Origin of the sequence: Streptomyces sp. NPDC000348 (assembly GCF_042898795.1) — a bacterium.
Taxonomy (GTDB): Bacteria; Actinomycetota; Actinomycetes; order Streptomycetales; family Streptomycetaceae; genus Streptomyces.
Genome location: NZ_JBIAZD010000005.1, coordinates 255,834 through 278,122 on the forward strand (window position 1 = coordinate 255,834; position 22,289 = coordinate 278,122).

The window sequence follows — 22,289 nt, forward strand, 5'->3', positions numbered from 1 at the left end:
CCGACTCGTGACCGTCCGCCGCTCGCCCGAGGGACGGACCCCCCACCTTCCCGCTTCGCGCACGCCGTAACCCATCCGGACCCGGCCGGGCCGCCCGCGTCCACGGGCCCGCCGCGGTGTCGGTCCCCGCCAGTAGGGTGTGAGACATGGCCGACCCCTCCAGCTACCGCCCCAAACCGGGTGAGATCCCCGACTCGCCGGGGGTCTACCGGTTCCGCGACGAGCACCACCGGGTGATCTACGTCGGAAAGGCGAAGAGCCTGCGCCAGCGCCTGGCGAACTACTTCCAGGACCTGGCCGGGCTGCACCCGCGCACCCGCTCCATGGTCACCACGGCCGCGTCCGTGGAGTGGACGGTGGTGTCCACGGAGGTCGAGGCGCTCCAGCTGGAGTACTCCTGGATCAAGGAGTACGACCCCCGGTTCAACGTCAAGTACCGCGACGACAAGAGCTATCCGTACCTCGCGGTGACGATGAACGAGGAGTTCCCGCGCGTCCAGGTGATGCGCGGTCACAAGAAGAAGGGCGTGCGTTACTTCGGCCCGTACACGCACGCGTGGGCGATCCGGGACACCGTGGACCTGCTGCTGCGCGTCTTCCCGGTGCGCACCTGCTCGGCCGGGGTGTTCAAGAACGCCGCCCGCACCGGCCGCCCCTGTCTGCTCGGCTACATCGGCAAGTGCTCGGCTCCGTGTGTGGACCGCATCTCCGCCGAGGACCACCGCGGACTGGCCGAGGAGTTCTCCGACTTCATGGCCGGCCGTACGGGCGCCCACCTCCGCCGCCTGGAGCGGCAGATGGCGGAGGCGGCCGAGGAGATGGAGTACGAGCGGGCCGCCCGCCTGCGCGACGACATCGGGGCCCTGAAGAAGGCCATGGAGAAGAGCGCGGTCGTGCTCGCCGACGCGACCGACGCCGACCTGATCGCGGTCGCCGAGGACGAGCTGGAGGCGGCCGTCCAGATCTTCCACGTCCGCGGCGGACGCGTGCGCGGCCAGCGCGGCTGGGTCACCGACAAGGTCGAGGACGTCACCACCGGCGCCCTCGTCGAGCACGCGCTGCAGCAGCTCTACGGCGAGGAGACCGGCGACGCGGTCCCCCGGGAGGTCCTGGTCCCCGCCCTGCCCGACCCGGTGGAGCCGGTCCAGCAGTGGCTGACCGGGCGGCGCGGCTCCGGTGTCTCCCTGCGGGTCCCGCAGCGCGGGGACAAGAAGGCCCTGATGGAGACCGTGGAGCGCAACGCCCGGCAGTCGCTCGTACTGCACAAGACCAAGCGCGCCTCCGACCTGACCACGCGCTCGCGCGCGCTGGAGGAGATCGCCGACGCCCTGGAGCTGGACAGCGCCCCGCTCAGGATCGAGTGCTACGACATCTCGCACCTCCAGGGCGACGACGTGGTGGCCTCCATGGTCGTCTTCGAGGACGGACTGGCCCGCAAGAGCGAGTACCGCCGCTTCCAGATCAAAAGCTTCGCCGGGCAGGACGACGTCCGCTCGATGCACGAGGTGATCACCCGGCGCTTCAGGCGCTACCTCGCGGAGAAGGAGCGGACGGGGGAGTGGACCGACGGCGAGGAGCCCGGCGCCGAGGCCCCCTCCGCAGGCCTCGCCGAGCCGCCCGCGCGCACCCTCACGGAGGACGACGGCCGCCCCAGGCGCTTCGCCTACCCGCCGCAGCTCGTCGTCGTCGACGGCGGCGCGCCGCAGGTCGCGGCGGCCCGGCGGGCGCTGGACGAGCTGGGCATCGACGACATCGCCGTGTGCGGCCTCGCCAAGCGGCTGGAGGAGGTCTGGCTGCCGGGCGAAACCGACCCGGTGGTGCTGCCGCGCACCAGCGAGGGCCTCTACCTGCTCCAGCGGGTCCGCGACGAGGCCCACCGGTTCGCGATCACCTACCAGCGCGTCAAGCGCGCCAAACGCTTCCGTGCCGGCCCGCTGGACGAGGTCCCCGGTCTCGGCGAGACGCGCAAGCAGGCACTGATCAAGCACTTCGGTTCGGTGAAGAGGCTGCGCTCGGCGACGATCGACCAGATCTGCGAGGTCCCGGGCATAGGCCGCAAGACGGCCGAGACGATCGTCGCGGCCCTCGCCCGGGCGGCACCCGCCGCCCCCGCCGTGAACACGGCGACGGGCGAGATCATGGATGACACGGGAGAACCCGGGCAGGCGACGGGTTCTCCCGGGGAGCCCGTGTCCACGGGCGCCCCGGACGAACGACGGGGGCAGGAGCGATGACCGAGCACGAGACGGGACCGGCGCCGGAGCGGGACCGGACCCAGCAGGAGACAGGCGGGGACGGCACCGGCCGGACCGCCGCCCGCCAGGACGACGGAGCACAGGTGAGTACGGGCAAGGAAAAGGCCGGGGTGCCCGAGGCGGCCATCCCCGAGCTGGTGATCATCTCCGGCATGTCCGGGGCCGGCCGTTCGACGGCCGCGAAGTGTCTGGAGGACCTCGGCTGGTTCGTCGTGGACAACCTGCCGCCCGCGCTGATCCCCACCATGGTGGAGCTCGGCGCGCGCTCGCAGGGCAACGTGGCGCGGATCGCGGTCGTCGTCGACGTCCGCGGCCGGCGCTTCTTCGACAACCTCCGCGAGTCCCTCGCCGACCTCGACGCGCGGGGCGTCACCCGGCGGACCGTCTTCCTGGAGTCCTCCGACGACGCCCTGGTGCGCCGCTTCGAGTCGGTGCGCCGCCCGCACCCCCTCCAGGGCGACGGCCGCATCGTCGACGGCATCGCCGCCGAGCGGGAGCTGCTGCGCGAGCTGCGCGGCGACGCCGACCTGGTGATCGACACCTCCAGCCTCAACGTGCACGAGCTGCGCGCCAAGATGGACGCCCAGTTCGCCGGCGAGGAGGAGCCCGAGCTGCGGGCCACCGTCATGTCCTTCGGCTTCAAGTACGGCCTCCCGGTCGACGCCGACCTGGTCGTGGACATGCGGTTCCTGCCCAACCCGCACTGGGTCCCCGAACTGCGCCCGTACACCGGCCTCAACGAGGAGGTGGCGTCGTACGTCTTCAACCAGCCCGGCGCCAAGGAGTTCCTCGACCGGTACGCCGAGCTGCTGCGGCTGGTCGCCGCGGGCTACCGTCGTGAGGGCAAGCGCTATGTGACCATCGCCGTCGGCTGCACCGGGGGCAAGCACCGGTCGGTCGCCATGTCGGAGAAGCTCGCCGCCCGGCTCGCCGCCGAGGGCGTGGAGACGGTGGTGGTCCACCGGGACATGGGACGGGAATGACACCACGTACTCCGCGGCTGAGCCGGCTGCGCAGAGCGGTCCCCGAGGGACGCGTGAGCCGGCCGGCCGAGACCCGTGGCGCGAGGCCGCGCCGCCGGGGCGCCCAGCCCAAGGTCGTCGCCCTCGGCGGCGGCATGGGCCTGTCCGCCTCGCTCGCCGCGCTGCGCCGGATCACCGGCGACCTCACCGCCGTCGTCACGGTGGCCGACGACGGCGGCTCCAGCGGGCGCCTGCGCGACGAACTGGGCGTGCTGCCCCCCGGTGACCTGCGCAAGGCCCTGGCCGCGCTGTGCGGCGACGACGACTGGGGCCAGACCTGGGCCCGCGTCATCCAGCACCGCTTCCAGTCCCAGGGCGATCTGCACGAGCACGCGGTCGGCAATCTGCTGATCGTCGCCCTGTGGGAGCAGCTCGGCGACCACGTCCAGGCGCTGGACCTGGTGGGCCGGCTGCTCGGCGCGCACGGGCGGGTGCTGCCCATGTCCGCCGTGCCGCTGGAGCTCCAGGCCCTGGTCAGGGGCCACGATCCCGAGCGGCCCGACGAGATCGGCACCGTCCGCGGCCAGGCCACCGTCGCGCTCACCCCGGGCGAGGTGCAGTCCGTGCACCTCGTGCCGAACGACCCGCCCGCCGTCCCCGAGGCGGTCGCGGCGGTCCTCGACGCCGACTGGGTGGTGCTCGGCCCCGGCTCCTGGTTCTCCTCGGTCATCCCGCACCTGTTGGTACCGGAACTGCTGGACGCCCTCATCGAGACCAAGGCGCGCCGGGTACTCTCGCTTAACCTCGCCCCGCAGCCAGGAGAAACCGAGGGCTTCTCCCCGCAGCGTCATTTGGAGGTTTTGGGACGACACGCCCCTAAACTCGCCCTGGACGTGGTGCTGGCCGACGAGGCCGCCGTGCCCGACCGCGACTCGCTGACGGATGCCGCCGAGCGGTTCGGCGCCGCGGTCGAGCTGGCCCCGGTGGCCAGGCCCGACGGAAGCCCCCGGCACGACCCGGAGCTGTTGGCCGCCGCGTACGACCGTATTTTTCGGATGCATGGAAGGATCGGCCCATGGCGATGACGGCAGCGGTGAAGGACGAGATCTCCCGGCTCCCCGTCACCCGGACCTGCTGCAGAAAGGCGGAGGTCTCCGCCATCCTGCGGTTCGCCGGCGGCCTCCACCTGGTGAGCGGGCGCATCGTGATCGAGGCGGAGCTGGACACGGCGATGGCGGCCCGCCGCCTCAAGCGGGACATCCTGGAGATCTTCGGCCACAGCTCCGAACTGATCGTGATGGCCCCGGGCGGACTCCGCCGCGGCTCGCGCTACGTCGTCCGGGTGGTCGCGGGCGGCGACCAGCTGGCCCGCCAGACCGGCCTGGTGGACGGCCGCGGCCGTCCGATCCGCGGCCTGCCCCCGCAGGTGGTCTCCGGGGCCACCTGTGACGCCGAGGCGGCCTGGCGCGGTGCCTTCCTGGCCCACGGCTCCCTCACCGAGCCCGGCCGCTCCTCCTCCCTGGAGGTGACCTGCCCCGGCCCCGAGGCCGCGCTCGCCCTGGTCGGCGCCGCCCGCCGGCTGTCGATCGCCGCCAAGGCGCGCGAGGTGCGCGGAGTGGACCGGGTCGTGGTCCGCGACGGCGACGCGATCGGCGCGCTGCTCACCCGGCTCGGCGCGCACGAGTCGGTGCTGGCCTGGGAGGAGCGCCGGATGCGCCGCGAGGTCCGGGCCACGGCGAACCGGCTGGCCAACTTCGACGACGCCAACCTCCGCCGCTCCGCCCGCGCGGCCGTCGCCGCCGGCGCCCGCGTCCAGCGCGCCCTGGAGATCCTCGCCGACGACGTCCCCGAGCACCTCGCCGCGGCCGGCCGGCTGCGCATGGAGCACAAGCAGGCCTCCCTGGAGGAGCTGGGCGCGCTCGCCGACCCGCCGCTCACCAAGGACGCCGTGGCCGGCCGTATCCGCCGGCTGCTGGCGATGGCCGACAAGCGCGCCTCCGACCTGGGCATCCCGGGCACGGAGGCCAACATCGGCGAGGAGCTGGACGACAAGCTCATGGTCTGACGGCAGGTCAGGAGACCGGCGCCGGCGCCCACTCGGGTGACCGGCGCCGGTTCCCGTGTGTCGTGGCGGCACCCTTGACTCGATCATCATGTGTCATGAGCCTGGCATCTGTTCGCCGCCGTGGCGGACCACTTCCAGGGGGCCTCATGAGACACAGAGCGAGATCGATCCTCGCTGTCGGCACGCTCCTGATCGGCGGAGCGGGCTTAGCGCCCATCGCCCAGGCACAACCCGGAAACCCCGCGGCCTCCGACACCGACGAGGTCAAGGTCTTCCGCGCCGACGTCACCAAGGCGCAGGTGTCCCTGCTCCTCGCGGCGGGGCAGGACGGTCACGAACTCGGTGAGCGGGTGCCCGACAAGGGCACGGCCACCGTGGAGGTCTACCTCACCGAGGGACAGGCCGAGAAGCTGGAGGAACAGGGCGTCGACCTCGCCGAGCACGCGCTCTCCGCCCGCGCGGAGACCCGCGTCGAGGACGCCGCCGAGGGCGTGTTCCGTCCGTACAGCGGCGCGGGCGGCCTGCGGGAGGAGATCCTGCGCACCGCGCGGGAGAACCCCGGCCTCACCAAGGTCGTCTCCATCGGAAAGACGGTCAGGGGCCAGGACATCCTCGCCCTGAAGGTCACCAGGAAGGCCAGGAAGACGAAGGACGGGTCGAAGCCGGCCGTCCTCTACCTGTCGAACCAGCACGCGCGCGAGTGGATCACGCCGGAGATGACCCGGCGGCTGATGCACCACTACCTGGACTCGTACCGCACGGACAAGCGGATCAAGAAGATCGTGGACACCACGGAACTGTGGTTCGTCCTCTCCGCCAACCCCGACGGCTACGACTACACCTTCGCCGACGACGACAACCGCCTCTGGCGCAAGAACCTGCGGGACGTCAACGGCGACGGCGTCATCGGCACCGGCGACGGCGTGGACCTCAACCGCAACTTCCCCTACAAGTGGGGCTACGACGACGAGGGCTCGTCCCCCAACCCCACCAGCCAGACCTACCGCGGCGCGAGCCCGGGCTCCGAGCCCGAGACCAAGGCCGTCGACGCCTTCGAGAAGCGCATCGGCTTCACCTACGGCATCAACTACCACTCCGCGGCCGAGCTCCTCCTCTACGGGGTCGGCTGGCAGGTGGCCACGCCGACCCCCGACGACGTCCTCTACGAGGCCCTCGCCGGCACGCCCGGGAACTCGGCGATCCCCGGCTACCACCCGCAGCTCTCCTCCGAGCTGTACACCACCAACGGCGAGGCCGACGGTCACGCGGCCAACGTCAACGGCATGGCGATGTTCACCCCCGAGATGTCGACCTGCCAGACCGTCTCCGAGGCCGACCCCGACGACGAGTGGAACGCCGGCGACTGCCGGTCGGGCTTCCACTTCCCCGACGACGAGAAACTGATCCAGCAGGAGTTCGCGAAGAACATCCCGTTCGCGCTGTCCGTCGCCGAGTCCGCCGCCCACCCCGACCGGCCGTCCTCCCCGGTCGGCCTGGAGGCCGCGGACTTCACCCCGGCGGCCTTCGACACGTCGTACGCGCGCGGCGCCGGCCAGGAGGTCTCCGTCGTCGTCCGCAGGGCCGTGCGCGACAAGGAGCTCAAGTACCGGGTCAACGGCGGCCGTACGCACGACGCGGACCTCGGACGGTGGAAGGGCGGCGAGCGGTACGGCGGTGAGGACAACCTCTACTTCGACGAGTACCGGGCCGAGGTGAGGCACGCGGACCCGGGCGACAAGGTCGAGGTGTGGTTCACCGGCGAGGCCCGCGGGGGCCGGAACGTCTCCAGCGAGCACTTCACCTACACCGTCGCCGAACGGCCCCGCGCGGACGTCCTCGTCGTCGCCGAGGAGGGCGCGAAGAGCACGCAGGCCCAGAAGTACGTCGACGCGCTGAAGGCCAACGGCCGCCGCGCGGTGGTCTGGGACGTCGCAGAGCGGGGGGCCCCGGACGCGCTCGGCGTGCTGAGCCACTTCGACACGGTCGTGCACCACACCGGCGCCGGCGCCCCGGGCATCGCCACCCAGCTCCAGCTGCGGGCCTTCCTCAACGAGGGGGGCCGGCTGATCGAGGCGGGCGAGCAGGCCGGCGGCGGCGTCGACCTCGGCGGCGGCACGTTCTCCGACGACTTCGGCCAGTACTACCTGGGCGCCCACTCCCGCACCTCCACCCCGGGGGCCACGGCGTTCACCGGCTCCGGCGGCCTGGGCGGCTTCACCGGCCCGCTCGGCGACGCGCCCGGCAATCCGCTGGACGAGGCCGGCACCTACGGCGTCACCTCCGACGAGCTGCCCGCCGACCGGTACCCGCAGTTCGCGAGCGCCGGCGCCGGGGAGTTCCCCGGCACGGTCAACCCGTACGGGCCCTACGCCGGCTCGTACATGGCCGCCGCCGTGCACACCGACGACGGCTACAAGCGCCTCACCCGCACCGTCGACCTCACCGGCACCGCCGCGGCCGACCGGCCCACCCTGCGCACCCAGCTGCTGTGGGACACCGAGCCGGGCTACGACCACGTCGTCGTCGAGGCGCACACCACCGGCGCCGACGACTGGACGACCCTGCCCGAGGCCGGCGGCGCGACCCGCACCACCGTGCCGGCCGAGTGCGCGGCCGGGTTCTACCTGGGCGAGCACCCCTGGCTGGAGCACTACCTGACCCCGGGCGACGACGGCTGCGCCGCGACCGGCACCACCGGCTCCTGGAACAGCCTCACCGGCGCCTCCGGCGGCTGGCGGCAGGTGGAGTTCGACCTGAGCGCCTACGCCGGGAAGACGGTCGAGGTCTCCCTCGCCTACGTCACCGACCCGGGCAGCGGCGGCCACGGCGTCCTGGCCGACGAGGCCTCCCTCGTGACCGGCACCGCCGCGGCCGGCACCGAGGGCTTCGAGAGCTCGCTCGGCGCCTGGAGGGTGTCCGGACCGCCCGCGGGCAGCCCGGCCGTCCTGAAGGACTGGACGCGCACCGGAGCGCTGTTCCGGACCTACGGGGCGGTCACCACCGGCGACACCGTGCTGCTGGGCTTCGGCCTGGAGCACCTCACCTCCGCGGCCGACCGGACCGCGCTGCTGAGGAAGGCGCTGGCCGCCCTGGACGGGTGACACCACGCGCCGGCGCGCGCGGACGGTCCGTGGCCGAAACGAGTGACGACGGACCGCCGGGCCCGGGCGGTCCGCACCCTACCGACGGGTACGGACCGCCTCGCCGGGTACTGGGACAACTCGATGTCACGGCCGGGGCCCCGGAGAGGTAGGGTCGACAGTGGTCGGGGACATCCCAAATACAGCTCGCCGGCGACAAGAGCCGGCGTACCAACGAGGAGATCGGTTCGTGACGATCCGCGTAGGCATCAACGGGTTTGGCCGCATCGGTCGCAACTACTTCCGCGCGTTGCTGGAGCAGGGCGCCGACATCGAGATCGTGGCCGTCAACGACCTGGGTGACACGGCGACCACTGCGCACCTGCTGAAGTACGACACCATCCTGGGCCGCCTCAAGCAGGAGGTCTCGCACACCGCCGACACGATCACCGTCGACGGCAAGACGATCAAGGTGCTCTCCGAGCGCAACCCCGCCGACATCCCGTGGGGCGAGCTGGGCGTCGACATCGTCATCGAGTCGACCGGCATCTTCACCAAGAAGGAAGACGCCGAGAAGCACATCGCCGGCGGCGCCAAGAAGGTCATCATCTCCGCCCCGGCGAAGAACGAGGACATCACCCTCGTCATGGGCGTCAACCACGAGCAGTACGACGCGGCCAACCACCACGTCATCTCCAACGCCTCCTGCACCACCAACTGCGTGGCGCCGATGGCGAAGGTCCTCGACGAGAACTTCGGCATCGTCAAGGGCCTGATGACGACGGTGCACGCGTACACGAACGACCAGCGCATCCTGGACTTCCCGCACAAGGACCTGCGCCGCGCGCGTGCCGCCGCCGAGAACATCATCCCGACCACCACCGGTGCCGCCAAGGCCACCGCCCTGGTGCTCCCGCAGCTCAAGGGCAAGCTGGACGGCATGGCCATGCGCGTCCCGGTCCCGACCGGCTCGGTCACCGACCTGGTCGTCGAGCTCTCCCGCGAGGTCACCAAGGAAGAGGTCAACGCCGCCTTCCAGAAGGCCGCCGAGGGCGAGCTCAAGGGCTACCTCGAGTACACCGAGGACGCGATCGTCTCCTCCGACATCGTCAACGCCCCGGCGTCCTGCACCTTCGACTCGTCCCTGACCATGGTCCAGGACGGCAAGAGCGTGAAGGTCATCGGCTGGTACGACAACGAGTGGGGCTACAGCAACCGCCTCGTCGACCTGACGGTCTTCGTGGGCAACCAGCTCTGATCGCGGAGCGGGCAGCCTGATATGAGCGCAGGGCTCGGCCGGTGCGGCAACGCGCTGTCCGAGCCCTGACGCACGTATCGGAACAGCCGCCCTCTTTCGATCACGAGCGATCACGAGCGAACACGAGCTCAAGCCAGGGAGCCCTTATGAAGACGATCGACGAACTCCTCTCCGAAGGCGTCGCGGGCAAGCGGGTCTTCGTCCGCGCCGACCTCAACGTGCCGCTGGACGGCACCACCATCACCGACGACGGCCGTATCCGCGCCGTGCTGCCCACCGTCAAGGCCCTCGCCGAGGCGGGCGCCCGCGTGGTCGTCGCCTCCCACCTGGGCCGTCCCAAGGGCGCCCCGGACCCCGCCTTCTCGCTCGCCCCGGCCGCCGCGCGCCTCGGCGAACTCCTCGGCGCCGACGTCGCCTTCGCGACCGACACCGTCGGCGAGTCCGCCGGCGCCACCGTCGCCGGCCTCGCCGACGGACAGGTCGCGGTCATCGAGAACCTGCGCTTCAACGCCGGTGAGACGGCCAAGGACGACGCCGAGCGCGGCGAGTTCGCGGACCGGCTCGCCGCCCTCGCCGACGTGTACGTGGGCGACGGCTTCGGCGCGGTGCACCGCAAGCACGCCTCGGTCTTCGACCTCCCGGCGCGACTGCCGCACTACGCCGGATACCTCATCGCCACCGAGGTCGGCGTCCTGCGGAAGCTCACCGACGACGTGCAGCGGCCCTACGTCGTCGCCCTCGGCGGCGCCAAGGTCTCCGACAAGCTCGCCGTGATCGACGAGCTGCTCGGCAGGGCCGACCGCATCCTCATCGGCGGCGGCATGGCGTACACCTTCCTCAAGGCCCAGGGCCACGAGGTCGGCACGTCCCTCCTGCAGGAGGACCAGCTCCCGGCCGTCCGGGAGTACCTGGAGCGCGCCGAGAAGAACGGCGTCGAGCTGCTGGTGCCCGTCGACACGCTGGTCGCCGCGGAGTTCCCCGACATGAGGACCAAGGCGCCGGCCGACCCCGCCACCGTCGCCGCGGACGCCGTCCCGGCCGACCAGATGGGCCTGGACATCGGTCCGGAGACCCGCAAGCTGTACGCCTCGAAGCTCGCCGACGCCGCCACCGTCTTCTGGAACGGCCCCATGGGCGTCTTCGAGCACCCCGATTACGCCGAGGGCACCAAGGCGGTCGCCCAGGCCCTCCTCGACTCCCCGGGCTTCACCGTGGTCGGCGGCGGCGACTCCGCCGCGGCCGTCCGCATCCTGGGCTTCGACGAGCAGGCATTCGGCCACATCTCGACCGGCGGCGGCGCCTCCCTCGAATACCTCGAGGGCAAGACGCTCCCCGGTCTCGCCGCACTGGAGGACTGACCTCAATGACCACCCGCACGCCGCTGATGGCGGGCAACTGGAAGATGAACCTCAACCACCTCGAGGCCATCGCCCACGTCCAGAAGCTCGCCTTCGCCCTCGCCGACAAGGACTACGAGGCCGTCGACGTCGCCGTCCTGCCGCCCTTCACCGACCTGCGCTCCGTGCAGACCCTGGTCGACGGCGACAAGCTGAAGATCACGTACGGCGCCCAGGACATCTCGGCGCACGACGGCGGCGCCTACACCGGCGAGATCTCCGGCCCGATGCTGGCCAAGCTGAAGTGCACCTACGTCGCCGTCGGGCACTCGGAGCGGCGTCAGTACCACGCCGAGACCGACGAGATCGTGAACGCCAAGGTGAAGGCCGCCTACAAGCACGGCATCACCCCCATCCTCTGCGTCGGTGAGGAGCTGGAGGTCCGCGAGGCGGGCAACCACGTCGCCCACACCCTCGCCCAGGTCGAGGGCGGTCTGAAGGACCTCCCGGCCGAGCAGGCCGAGACGGTCGTGATCGCCTACGAGCCGGTGTGGGCCATCGGCACCGGCAAGGTCTGCGGCGCCGAGGACGCCCAGGAGGTCTGCGCCGCCATCCGCGGCAAGCTCGCCGAGCTGTACACGCAGGAGCTGGCCGACAAGGTCCGCATCCAGTACGGCGGCTCGGTCAAGTCCGGCAACGTCGCCGAGATCATGGCGCAGGCCGACATCGACGGCGCCCTGGTCGGCGGCGCCTCGCTGGACGCCGACGAGTTCGTCAAGATCGTCCGCTTCCGCGACCAGTGAGTAGGCCGTAGGACCGATCCGTCGTACCCTTGCGGGGTCCAGTCCTGTACTGGGCCCCGCGTCGTCCATCCGCATCCGAGGAAGTTGGTCCAGCCGTGGTTCTGGGGTTCTCCATCGCCCTGATCGTCTTCAGCCTGCTGCTGATGCTGCTGGTGCTGATGCACAAGGGAAAGGGCGGCGGCCTCTCCGACATGTTCGGTGGCGGCATGCAGTCCTCCGTCGGCGGCTCCTCGGTCGCCGAGCGCAACCTCGACCGGATCACCCTCGTGGTCGGGCTGCTCTGGTTCGCGTGCATCGTCGTGCTCGGCATCACCATGAAGATGAACAACTGATCCGAGGGCGTGTCACGCACCCATTTCCCAAGCATTCCGCACGTAAGGCCCCATGTTCGGTACGCGCAGCTGAGCGCGGCCTATCATGGGGCCTACGTCTGGATACGGGGGCGGTAACTCCCCACACTGGACGTGCGTTGGGCCTTACGTAGACTGAGGCGCTCGCAGCGAAGCGGAACGCCGACTCGCTTTGCGGCACCATCACGCAGGGAGTTACGACCGTGGCAAGTGGCAACGCGATCCGGGGAAGCCGGGTCGGGGCGGGCCCGATGGGCGAGGCCGAGCGCGGTGAGTCCGCGCCCCGGCTGCGCATCTCCTTCTGGTGCTCCAACGGGCACGAGACGCAGCCGAGCTTCGCGAGCGACGCGCAGGTGCCCGACACCTGGGACTGCCCCCGCTGCGGATTCCCGGCCGGGCAGGACCGCGACAACCCGCCGGACCCGCCGCGCACCGAGCCCTACAAGACGCACCTCGCCTATGTGCGGGAGCGGCGCAGCGACGCGGACGGCGAGGCGATCCTCGCCGAGGCGCTCGCCAAACTCCGGGGCGAGATCTAGACCGGTCCGCTTCGGATTCCCTCAGTCTTCTTCTCCCGTCCTGTTCACCGCTGATCAATTAGGTTGGGGCACAGCGGGGACACCCAAGGAAGAAGGCTGAAGTCCGAGATGAACGCAGACGGTCGTACCAGGCTCAACCAGACGCCCGAGTGGACCGCACTGGCCAAGCACCGTGAGGAGCTGGGCGAGGTGCGGCTGCGCGAGCTGTTCGCCGCCGACCCCGGCCGCGGCACCGGCTACACCCTCCGGGTCGGTGACCTGTACGTCGACTACTCCAAGCACCTGGTCACCGACGACACCCTGCGGCTGCTGCGGGAACTCGCCGTCGCCACCGACGTGTTCGGGCTGCGCGACGCCATGTTCCGCGGCGAGAGGATCAACACCACCGAGAACCGTGCGGTGCTGCACACCGCCCTCCGGGCCGCCCGGGACGCGGTGATCGAGGTCGACGGCGAGAACGTCGTCCCGGCCGTGCACGCCGTGCTCGACAGGATGGCCGACTTCGCCGGCCGGGTCCGCTCCGGCGAGTGGACGGGCCACACCGGCAAGCGCATCCGCACCGTCGTCAACGTCGGCATCGGCGGCTCCGACCTCGGCCCGGCGATGGCGTACGAGGCGCTGCGCGCCTTCACCGACCGCGACCTCACCGTCCGCTTCGTGTCCAACGTGGACGGCGCCGACCTGCACGAGGCCACCCGGGACCTGGACCCGGCCGAGACGCTGTTCATCATCGCGTCCAAGACCTTCACCACCATCGAGACGGTCACCAACGCCACCTCCGCGCGCACCTGGCTGCTGAACGCGCTCAAGGACGAGGCCGCCGTCGCCCGGCACTTCGTCGCCCTGTCGACGAACGCCGGGAAGGTCGCCGAGTTCGGCATCGACACGGCCAACATGTTCGAGTTCTGGGACTGGGTCGGCGGCCGCTACTCCTACGACTCCGCGATAGGCCTGTCGCTGATGATCGCCATCGGCCCGGACCGCTTCCGGGAGATGCTCGACGGCTTCCGCCTCGTCGACGAGCACTTCCGCACCGCGCCGGCCGAGTCCAACGTCCCCCTGCTGCTGGGCCTGCTGGGCGTCTGGTACAACAACTTCCACGACGCGCAGTCGCACGCGGTCCTGCCGTACTCGCACTACCTGTCGAAGTTCACCGCCTACCTCCAGCAGCTCGACATGGAGTCCAACGGCAAGTACGTCGGCCGGGACGGGCGCGAGGTCGAGTGGCAGACGGGACCGGTGGTGTGGGGCACGCCGGGGACCAACGGGCAGCACGCCTACTACCAGTTGATCCACCAGGGGACGAAGACGATCCCGGCGGACTTCATCGGCTTCGCCGAGCCCGTCGCCGAGCTGAGCGGTGAACTCAAGGCCCAGCACGACCTGTTGATGGCCAACTTCTTCGCCCAGACCCAGGCCCTCGCCTTCGGCAAGACCCCGGACGAGGTGCGCGGCGAAGGGGTGCCGGAGGAACTGGTCCCGCACAGGACGTTCAAGGGCGACCACCCCACGACCACCATTCTCGCGCGCGAGCTCACGCCGTCCGTGCTCGGCCAGCTCGTCGCGCTCTACGAGCACAAGGTGTTCGTGCAGGGCGCGATCTGGAACATCGACTCCTTCGACCAGTGGGGCGTCGAACTCGGCAAGGTGCTCGCCAAGCGTGTCGAACCCGCCCTCACCGAAGGGGCCGACGTGCCGGGCCTGGACCCCTCCACCGAGGCCCTCGTCGCCACCTACCGGGAGCTGCGCGGCCGGCGGTGAGCACGGTGCGGGAAAGCGGACGGCCGGGCGCCGTCCGCTTCCCGTAGACTCCCCCCGCGATCATCACGGCGAGCACTCGGGGGAGCGCAAGGTGGTACACAGGCCCGGGAGTTGGACCGGCGGCACGCTGAGGGCCCGGACCTTCCTGAAACCCCATCACGTCGCGAAGGCGGTGTTCCACCCCGCGTGGATCCCGGAGTCGCTCGACCCCTCCATCGAGCGGCTCAAGCGCTTCAGGGTCATCGCCGGAGCGGTCGCCTCCGTCGGCGTCTACACCGTCCTGGAGGGCGGCTTCGACGTCACGGAGCTGCTGGAGAACGCGCTGACCGCCTCGGCGGTGCTGCTGGTCCTCACCCCGCTGACGGTCGGCGCGATGCTCCTCGTCTGGCGGCGCACCGGCACCGTGCGCCGGCTGCGGGTACCGCTGCTCAACTCCCTGAAGCTGCTCCTGCTGTTCATCGGCTGCGTGGTCGCGCTGGTGCTGCTGGTGCAGATGACGAACGGGTCGGGCCACATGCTCACGACCCTGGGCATCGGCCTGACGATGATGTGGCTGATCGTCTTCGTGGTCTGCGGAGCCGTACGGGTGAGCGGCAACTTCTTCGGCACGGCCGCCGTGCACCGCTGTCTGCCGGCCCTGCTCGCCACGGTGACCAGCTGGCTGATGGCGATCCCCGACCTGGTCACCGGCGATCTGCACGGGCTCGGTCTCACCATGGGCGTCGTCTTCATCCTGGGCGCCCCGGTGACCGTCACGGCGATCGCCCTGGCGGAGGCGGGCCGGCTGAAGCGGCGCTACGGCATCCGGCTGGGCGCCCACCCGGCGAGCCTCCCGCCGGTCCCGGGCCCCGTCCCGCCGATGCCGCCGATGCCGCCGGCGGGACTGCCCCACGTACCGCCGCAGGGGAACCCCTACGTCCGCGGTGGGGGCGGCTGACGCCGGCAGTTTTCGCCCCCGCCGCCCCTTCCCGTTCCCGTCCCCCGGGGGCAGCGCCCCAGGTGCGGGACGGGAAGGGGCGGCGGGGGCGAGAGAAGCGAGTGACCGTAGGCGCCCCTGCCGCTCAGGCGACCGCGCTCAGCGTGTCCGCGAGGCGGCGGCGGGCCGCTCGCGCCGCCGGGAGGGCGGCGAGGGCCGCGGCCCCCAGCACCGCCGCCGCGCCGAGCAGCACGAGCAGTGCGGGGGAGGGCAGCCGGGCGATCCCGGCGCCGATGCCGCTCGACCTCCCCTGGGCGTCGATCAGCCAGTGCGCCAGCGGCAGCCCCAGGGCCATGGCGAGGAGCACGGCCGCCAGGGCCGTCCCGGCCGTGGCGGTCACCGTGACGGCGGTGATCTGCCGGGGGGTCAGGCCGATGGCCTTGAGCGCCAGCAGATCGCGTTCGCCCTCGCGGACCGTGCCGCCGATCGCGGTGAGCAGCTCGATCAGCCCGATCAGCGCGAGGACCACGATCAGCCCGAGGACCACCGCGCGCAGCGGGGACAGCCCGTCGGCGGGGTTGGCCACGGTGTGCACGTCCAGGTGGCCGCGGCCCGCCGCCGTCAGCCGCTCGGCGACCGCGGCCGGGTCCGCGCCGGAGTCCAGACGGAGCTGGTAGAGGGCCGGCCGCAGGCCGGGGTCGTTGGCGCGGAGGGTGTCCAGCGAGGTCGAGATGGTCCGGCCGGCGTTCTCCGGTTCGATGCTGCGGCCGACGATGTGCAGGATCTGCGGCCGGTCGCCGACGGTCATCCGCACCCAGTCGCCGACCCGTACGTGCAGCAGGTCGAGCAGCCCCTGCCCGGCCACCGCCTCGTCCGGCCCGCGCGCGGCGCGCCCCTCGGCCAGCGTGAACGGGTACGGCTCCGCACGGGTGCCCAGGCCGCGCAGGGCGATGGTGGCGGTCTGGCCGGGAACCAGCGCGGCCACCTCCACACCCGGGTAGGCGGCGGCGACCTGCGGGTCGCGCTCCAGCAGCGCGCGGGTCTCCCGGTCGCCCAGCGAGGCGTCCGCGCGGACACCGAGCGCCGTGGGCAGCCCCATCCGCTCCGGACTGCTGTGGAAACGGTCGATGGTGGTCCACGCGCTCAGCGCCACCACGATCAGCAGCAGCGGCAGCGTCAGTCTGCCCACCGCGCCCAGCGAACGCGGACGGCGCCGGTACGCCTTGTGCCAGCCCAGGACCAGCGCCGGCGGCACCCGTGCCCCCAGCGCCCGCCGCGCCACACCGGTCAGCCGCCCGGCCGGGGGCGCCGCCGGCCGCGGCACCGGCACCGGCGGCACCCGTCCCGCCCGCCAGGCGGCCAGCCAGGTGGTCGCGCCGATGAACAGCACCGCCCCGACCGGTACGGCGAACAGCGTCGCGGTGTGTCCGGGCAGCCCCTGCCACACGTCGACCGCGTCCCCGAGCCGCCCCGGCACCGCACTGCCCAGCGCCTCGGTGAGCACGGCGGCGGCCACGGCGCCGAGCAGGGCGTAGAGCAGATGCTGGATCAGGAAGACGCGGACGACCTGGCCGGGCGTGAAGCCGATCGCCTTGAGGATCGAGATGTCCCGCAGATGCCCCCGGATCCGGGTGGCGATCGCCCCGTGCACGGCGAACCCGGCGGCGACCAGCGCGCCCAGACCGAACAGGCCGAGCACCTGCCCGAGCAGCCGGTTGTCGCCCTGCGCCTCGGCGCGCGCCTGCTGCCAGGTGGCCACCTCGCCGATCGCCCCGGCGCCCAGCTCGGTCACCGCCCGCTGCACGGCGTACCCGGTGTCGCCCGGGTCGGTCAGCCGCAGCCCGACCACCTGGCCGCCCGGGTCCGTCACCGCCGACGGCAGGGCCCACACCAGGCCGGACCGCTCACCCGGCCGGTAACGCGGCTCGGCGCTGTCGGCGACGCCCACCACGGTCAGCCGCCGCGCGGTACCCGGCACGGTGAGCGTCTCACCGGGGGCGGTCAGCAGCGCACGCGCGAGCCGGCTCTCCAGGACCACGCCGTCGGGGGTCGCCGGGTCCAGCCACTGCCCCGAGGTGATCAGCGGACGGCCCACCTCGGGCTTCCCGAAGGTGCCGCGCAGTTCCGCGGAGGCCCGGCCGCCCCCCGAGGCGAGGGTGAGCGAGGCCGTCGGATAGGGGCCGGCGACGGACTCCACACCGTCCAGCCCGGCCAGTTCCCCGGCGTCGGCGGAGGCGGTGGTGTGCAGCGTGACGTGGGCGCCGCGCGCCTGGGTGAAGACGCGCTGCCAGGGGTTGGTGGCGTAGCCGAACAGGGCCGTGGCCAGCAGCAGGGACGCGACGATGCCCGCGGTGGCGAGCACCAGGAACAGCGCCTCGCCGCGGTGCGTGCGCAGATCGGAGTGCGCCCAGCGCAGGGTGGCTCGCACCGGCGGTCAGTCCCTCGGGGGTCGGTCGTGGACGCGCATGTCAGTCCCTGAGCTCCAGCACACCGGACGTCCCGGTCCGGCGCGGCGGTACGCCGCCGTCGAGCGTGGCGTCGTCGGCGATCCGGCCGTCGAAGAAGCTGATCACCCGGTCCGCCGCGCTCGCCAGCCGCGCGTCGTGCGTGACCAGCAGGATCGTCTGCCCACGCGCGTGGAAGCGGGACAGCAGCCGCATCACCTCGCGGGTGCCCTTGCTGTCCAGGCTGCCCGCGGGCTCGTCGGCCAGCAGCAGCGGCGGATGGTTGACCAGCGCCCGGGCCAGCGCGACCCGCTGCTGCTCACCGCCGGACAGCTCGCCCGGCATGCTCCGCTCCTTGCCCCGGAGGCCCAGCTCGGCGAGGAGTTCCTCCCGCCCGGCGCGGGCCTTCTTCGGCGGCACCCCGGCGAGCAGGGCGGGCAGCTCCACGTTGTCGGCGACCGACAGATCGGACACGAGGTTGAAGAACTGGAAGACGATCCCGATCCGCTTGCGCCGCTCCACCGCCCAGCGGGCCTCGCCGTAGCCGTCCGTGCGCTCGCCGTCCAGCCAGATGCTGCCCGCGTCCGGCCGCTGGAGCCCGCCGAGCAGATGCAGCAGCGTCGACTTGCCCGCACCGGACGGGCCGGTGATCGCCACGAACTCGCCGCGCGCCACCCGCAGGTCGACGCCGCGCACGGCGTGCGCCGGGGCGCCCTCGCCGTGGTGCGTCTTGACCAGGCCTTCGGCACGCAGCACTTCGGCGGTGCGCTCGCTCACTGAGGCTCCTCCAGCTCCTCCTGGCACCGCTCCAGCCAGTCGAGGTCGGCCTGCAGGTGCAGCATCGCGCCCTCGATCAGCAGGTGGGAGATGCGGTTGTCCCGGTCCTCGGCGGCGGCCAGCTTCGACAACTGCCGCATGGTGTTCAGGTACTGGCGCCGCTGTCGGTTGATCAGCGCGATCCGGTCGGCGAGACCGGTCTGCGGGGCCAGGGCCAGCTTCATGAAGAACTCGTCCCGCACCCGCGGCTCGTCCGCCGTCTCCTCGTACCAGGCGCGCAGCGCCTCCCGCCCGGCGTCGGTGAGGTGGTAGACCTTCTTGTTGGGCCGGCTCGACTGCTCGACGTCCTCGCCCTCGATCAGTCCCGTCTTCTCGAGGCGGCCGAGGGTGACGTAGATCTGGCCGACGTTCGGCTGAGGGTACGCGGAGCCCAGCAGTTGCTCAAGGTCCTGCTTGAGCTCGTAGCCGTGGGCCGGGCCACGGGCGAGCAGCGCCAGGAGGGGCAGCCGCACTCGCGCTCTCCTCCTCGCATCCTGGGGGCAATGTGCCGCAGGCCCTAGTATCGCGCATACCTAACGGGTATACATGGCCTCTGACCCCGGACGATGATGCCCGGGTGCCGGTGCACAGGGAGGAACCTATGCGGTGGATCCATGCCGCGGGTAGGGGCCTCCTCGTCCTGGTCGTCGTCCTGACCGGTTACGTCGCCTCCGGGGCGCGGGCCGGGGAGCCCGGTGGGGACGGGCGCGGACCGCTCACCCTGGCCACCGCCGGCGACCTCACCGGCTACCTCGGCTCCGTGCTCGAAGGCTGGAACCGAACCCACCCCGGCGAGGAGGTCACCCTCGTCGAGCTGCCCGACTCCGCCGACGAGACCCGCGCGCAGATGATCACCGACCTGCGCGGCGACGAGCGCGGCCGGTTCGACGTGCTCAACATCGACGTCAGCTGGACCTCGGAGTTCGCCGCCGCCGGCTGGATCCGCCCGCTGCCCCGCGACCGCTTCCCGCTCGGCACCTTCCTGCCCCGGGTCGTGGACACCGCGACGTACGACGGACGCCTGTACGCGGTCCCGTACGTCACCAACGCGGGGCTGCTCCTCTACCGCAAGGACGTCCTCGCCGAGGCGGGCGTCCCGCCGCCGCGCACCTGGGCCGAGCTCGAACGGGCCGCGCGGACCCTCGCCCCGCGGCACGGCCTCGACGGCTACGCCGGCCAGTTCCTGCCCTACGAGGGCCTCACCGTCAACGCGGCCGAGGCCGTCTACTCGGCGGGCGGCACCATCCTCGGCGACGAGGGCGAACGCGTCACCGTGGACTCGCGGGCGGCCAGGGAGGGCATCGGCTTCCTCGCGCGCGGAATCCGTGCGGGCTGGATACCCCGGGAGGCGCTGGCGTACAAGGAGGAGGAGTCCAAGCAGGCCTTCCAGGACGGCCGGCTGCTCTTCCTGCGCAACTGGCCCTACGCCTACGTCGCCGCCTCCGCCCCGGGTTCCGCGGTCGCCGGCAAGGTCGGCGCCGTGCCGCTGCCGGGGCCGGACGGCCCGGGGACCAGCGTCCTGGGCGGCTCCAACCTGGCCGTCGGCAGCCGGGCCCGGCACCCCGACTCCGCCGCGCGCCTCATCGAGTACCTCACCAGCGAGCGCGTGCAGCGCCAGGTCCTCACGCGCGGTGCGCTGCCGCCCGTACGGGCCGACCTGTACGACGACCCGGAACTGGTCCGGCGGTTCCCGTACCTGCCGACCCTGCGCGAGAGCGTGCTCGCCGCCGCCCCGCGCCCCAAGAGCCCGCACTACGACCAGGTGAGCCTGGTGGTGCAGGCGGTGGTGCACGACGCGATGACCGGGCGGCAGACGCCCGGGGCCGCGGTGCGCCGGCTGGCGGCCGAGCTCGCCGCCGTCTCCTCGCGCTGACGATCCCCTAGTTACATGTTAGGTAACGCGGACGTCTCAAAAGCGTCCGTTGTGCCCGTTTAAGTACCCCTATGGGCTCGTCAACTCCGCGGAATCTTGCGTACGTTCATTGACACCCTCGCGACACCGCTACCTAACATGCATGCATAACGAGCACTCCTCACAGACGGGTCAACGGGGTGAACAGGCATCACTGGTGGCGTGACGCGGTGATCTATCAGGTGTACGTCCGCAGCTTCCTGGACAGCACCGGGGACGGCATCGGCGATCTCGCCGGGGTCAGGGCGGGGCTGCCGTACCTGAAGAAGCTCGGCGTGGACGGGATCTGGCTGAGCCCCTTCTACCCCTCGCCGCAGCACGACCACGGCTACGACGTGGCCGACTACACCGACGTCGACCCGGTCTTCGGCGACCTCGCCGAGTTCGACCTGCTGGTCGACGCCGCCCGGCGGCTCGGCGTCAAGGTGCTGCTGGACATCGTCCCCAACCACTGCTCCAGCGAGCACCCCTGGTTCCGCGCCGCCCTCGGCGCGGCCCCGGGCGGCCCCGAGCGCGCCCGCTTCCACTTCGCCGACGGCCGCGGCCCGGACGGCGCCGAACCGCCCAACAACTGGCACGCCATGTTCGGCGGCCCCGCCTGGACCCGGGTCACCGAGCCGGACGGCCGGCCCGGCCAGTGGTACCTGCACATGTTCACGCCCGAACAGCCGGACTGGAACTGGCGCGAGCCCGAGGTGGCCGCCGAGTTCGACCGCATACTCCGCTTCTGGCTGGACCGGGGCGTCGACGGCTTCCGCGTCGACGTCGCCGCCGGCCTCTTCAAGCACCCCGAACTGCCCGACTCCCCGGACCCCCGGGCCGACGCCCGCACCCGCGACTCGGTCAACCCGCTCGCCTGGAACCAGCCCGAGGTGCACGAGGTGTGGCGGCACTGGCGGGCGGTGTGCGAGGAGTACACCGCCCGCGACGGCCGTGAACGCCTGCTGGTCGGGGAGGTCTCCGTGCCCACCGCCCGCGAGCACGCCCGCTACGTCCGCGCGGACGAGCTCCACCAGGCCTTCTTCTTCGACCTGCTGAGCGCCCCCTGGGACGCCGACGCCTTCCGCAAGGTCATCTCCGAGGCCATGCAGGACATCGCCGGCACCGGCTCCACCGTCACCTGGGTCCTCAACAACCACGACCAGGTCCGCACCGTCACCCGCTACGGCGAACCCACCCCGGAGGGCAGCGGACTCGGCCCCGCCCGCGCCCGCGCCGCCGCCCTGCTGATGCTGGCGCTGCCCGGTGCCGCGTACATCTACCAGGGCGAGGAACTGGGCCTGCCCGAGGTCGTGGACCTGCCCGACGACGTGCTCACCGACCCGATCTTCCGCCGCACCGGCAGCCGCGCCCGGATCCGCGACGGCTGCCGGGTGCCGCTGCCCTGGTCCGGGCAGGCCTCACCGTTCGGCTTCACCTCCGGCGCCGAGGGCGTACGGCCCTGGCTGCCGCAGCCCGAGTGGTTCGCCGAGCACGCCACCGACCGGGCGCTGGCCGACACCCGCTCCTCCTGGCACCTGTACCGCGACGGCCTGCAACTGCGCACCGCGCTGAGCCAGTTGGGCGACGGCACGCTCCGCTGGCTGGACACCCAGCCCGGCGTCCTCGCCTTCACCCGCGGCGACGACCTGGTCTGCGCCGTCAACTTCACCGCCGCCCCCGTACCCGCCCCGGTGGCCGGCACCCCGCTGCTCGCCAGCGGTCCCTGCCCGCCCGGGGTGCTCCCCGGCTCCACCGCCGCCTGGTGGATCGACGGCTCCCGGACATCCGACCGACACTCCTGAAGGGACA

17 protein-coding genes are annotated in these 22,289 nt (G+C 72.1%); 14 read left to right on the plus strand and 3 right to left on the minus strand.

All coding sequences use genetic code 11. The features are described 5' to 3' along the window. Positions 1-146: 146 nt before the first annotated feature. The 12 genes from uvrC to ACFY3N_RS13020 all read left to right on the plus strand — a co-directional run bounded on the left by uvrC (position 147) and on the right by ACFY3N_RS13020 (position 15,347). Complete coding sequence (gene uvrC, locus ACFY3N_RS12965; RefSeq protein ID WP_390816687.1) at positions 147-2,234, plus strand: excinuclease ABC subunit UvrC; 2,088 nt, start codon at positions 147-149, stop codon at positions 2,232-2,234. Next, entirely contained in the window at positions 2,231-3,238 is a 1,008-nt protein-coding gene (gene rapZ / locus ACFY3N_RS12970; protein WP_390816688.1) for an RNase adapter RapZ, read from the plus strand. The genes uvrC and rapZ overlap by 4 nt, the downstream gene beginning before the upstream one ends. Then, the gene (gene yvcK / locus ACFY3N_RS12975) at positions 3,235-4,302 is read left to right on the plus strand and encodes a uridine diphosphate-N-acetylglucosamine-binding protein YvcK (RefSeq protein WP_390816689.1); all 1,068 of its coding nucleotides are present in this window, start codon (positions 3,235-3,237) and stop codon (positions 4,300-4,302) included. Before rapZ ends, yvcK begins: the two co-directional genes overlap by 4 nt. Continuing rightward, the gene (gene whiA / locus ACFY3N_RS12980) at positions 4,293-5,282 is read left to right on the plus strand and encodes a DNA-binding protein WhiA (RefSeq protein WP_390816690.1); all 990 of its coding nucleotides are present in this window, start codon (positions 4,293-4,295) and stop codon (positions 5,280-5,282) included. The genes yvcK and whiA overlap by 10 nt, the downstream gene beginning before the upstream one ends. Positions 5,283-5,428: 146 nt before the next feature. Beyond that, positions 5,429-8,383, plus strand: a complete 2,955-nt coding sequence (locus tag ACFY3N_RS12985) for a M14 family zinc carboxypeptidase (RefSeq protein ID WP_390816691.1) — start codon at positions 5,429-5,431, stop codon at positions 8,381-8,383. Between the two features lie 229 nt (positions 8,384-8,612). Continuing rightward, positions 8,613-9,620, plus strand: coding sequence for a type I glyceraldehyde-3-phosphate dehydrogenase (gene gap, locus ACFY3N_RS12990; protein ID WP_390816692.1), 1,008 nt, complete (start codon positions 8,613-8,615; stop codon positions 9,618-9,620). A 146-nt stretch (positions 9,621-9,766) separates the two neighbouring features. Beyond that, a complete protein-coding gene (locus tag ACFY3N_RS12995; RefSeq protein WP_390816693.1) occupies positions 9,767-10,978 on the plus strand; it encodes a phosphoglycerate kinase in 1,212 nt (403 codons plus the stop codon). Between the two features lie 5 nt (positions 10,979-10,983). Next, the gene (gene tpiA / locus ACFY3N_RS13000) at positions 10,984-11,760 is read left to right on the plus strand and encodes a triose-phosphate isomerase (RefSeq protein WP_390816694.1); all 777 of its coding nucleotides are present in this window, start codon (positions 10,984-10,986) and stop codon (positions 11,758-11,760) included. A gap of 95 nt (positions 11,761-11,855) precedes the next feature. Continuing rightward, a complete protein-coding gene (gene secG / locus ACFY3N_RS13005) occupies positions 11,856-12,092 on the plus strand; it encodes a preprotein translocase subunit SecG (RefSeq protein WP_030820903.1) in 237 nt (78 codons plus the stop codon). 221 nt (positions 12,093-12,313) lie between these two features. After that, positions 12,314-12,649 carry an RNA polymerase-binding protein RbpA gene (locus tag ACFY3N_RS13010; protein ID WP_003957010.1) on the plus strand — a complete coding sequence of 112 codons (336 nt, stop codon included), beginning with the start codon at positions 12,314-12,316 and terminating at the stop codon, positions 12,647-12,649. 108 nt (positions 12,650-12,757) lie between these two features. Continuing rightward, positions 12,758-14,410 (plus strand): glucose-6-phosphate isomerase, encoded by a 1,653-nt coding sequence (pgi, locus tag ACFY3N_RS13015; protein WP_390816695.1) that lies wholly within the window; start codon positions 12,758-12,760, stop codon positions 14,408-14,410. Positions 14,411-14,501: 91 nt separating this feature from the next. Next, on the plus strand, positions 14,502-15,347 hold the full coding sequence (locus ACFY3N_RS13020) for a hypothetical protein (RefSeq protein ID WP_390816696.1): 846 nt from the start codon (positions 14,502-14,504) through the stop codon (positions 15,345-15,347). A 124-nt stretch (positions 15,348-15,471) separates the two neighbouring features. On the opposite strand, the gene ACFY3N_RS13025 is transcribed toward ACFY3N_RS13020, so the two are convergent. The 3 genes from ACFY3N_RS13025 to ACFY3N_RS13035 are packed head-to-tail and all read right to left on the minus strand — an operon-like array spanning position 15,472 to position 19,059. Beyond that, on the minus strand, positions 15,472-17,754 hold the full coding sequence (locus tag ACFY3N_RS13025) for an FtsX-like permease family protein (protein WP_390816697.1): 2,283 nt from the start codon (positions 17,752-17,754) through the stop codon (positions 15,472-15,474). Positions 17,755-17,794: 40 nt separating this feature from the next. Next, entirely contained in the window at positions 17,795-18,547 is a 753-nt protein-coding gene (locus ACFY3N_RS13030) for an ABC transporter ATP-binding protein (protein ID WP_390816698.1), read from the minus strand. Then, a complete protein-coding gene (locus ACFY3N_RS13035; RefSeq protein ID WP_390816699.1) occupies positions 18,544-19,059 on the minus strand; it encodes a PadR family transcriptional regulator in 516 nt (171 codons plus the stop codon). Before ACFY3N_RS13035 ends, ACFY3N_RS13030 begins: the two co-directional genes overlap by 4 nt. 128 nt (positions 19,060-19,187) lie before the next feature. Here ACFY3N_RS13035 and ACFY3N_RS13040 point away from each other — a divergent pair, with 128 nt between their 5' ends. Both ACFY3N_RS13040 and ACFY3N_RS13045 read left to right on the plus strand, forming a co-directional pair. After that, positions 19,188-20,459: an ABC transporter substrate-binding protein gene (locus ACFY3N_RS13040; RefSeq protein ID WP_390816700.1), complete on the plus strand. Its 1,272-nt coding sequence runs from the start codon at positions 19,188-19,190 to the stop codon at positions 20,457-20,459. Between the two features lie 179 nt (positions 20,460-20,638). Further along, positions 20,639-22,282: a glycoside hydrolase family 13 protein gene (locus ACFY3N_RS13045; protein WP_390816701.1), complete on the plus strand. Its 1,644-nt coding sequence runs from the start codon at positions 20,639-20,641 to the stop codon at positions 22,280-22,282. Positions 22,283-22,289 lie beyond the last annotated feature (7 nt).

Coding starts and splice junctions, on each gene's coding strand:
- uvrC (WP_390816687.1), top strand. CDS start 147: ATGGCCGACCCCTCCAGCTACCGCCCCAAACCGGGTGAGATCCCCGAC.
- rapZ (WP_390816688.1), top strand. CDS start 2,231: ATGACCGAGCACGAGACGGGACCGGCGCCGGAGCGGGACCGGACCCAG.
- yvcK (WP_390816689.1), top strand. CDS start 3,235: ATGACACCACGTACTCCGCGGCTGAGCCGGCTGCGCAGAGCGGTCCCC.
- whiA (WP_390816690.1), top strand. CDS start 4,293: ATGGCGATGACGGCAGCGGTGAAGGACGAGATCTCCCGGCTCCCCGTC.
- ACFY3N_RS12985 (WP_390816691.1), top strand. CDS start 5,429: ATGAGACACAGAGCGAGATCGATCCTCGCTGTCGGCACGCTCCTGATC.
- ACFY3N_RS12995 (WP_390816693.1), top strand. CDS start 9,767: ATGAAGACGATCGACGAACTCCTCTCCGAAGGCGTCGCGGGCAAGCGG.
- tpiA (WP_390816694.1), top strand. CDS start 10,984: ATGACCACCCGCACGCCGCTGATGGCGGGCAACTGGAAGATGAACCTC.
- pgi (WP_390816695.1), top strand. CDS start 12,758: ATGAACGCAGACGGTCGTACCAGGCTCAACCAGACGCCCGAGTGGACC.
- ACFY3N_RS13040 (WP_390816700.1), top strand. CDS start 19,188: ATGCGGTGGATCCATGCCGCGGGTAGGGGCCTCCTCGTCCTGGTCGTC.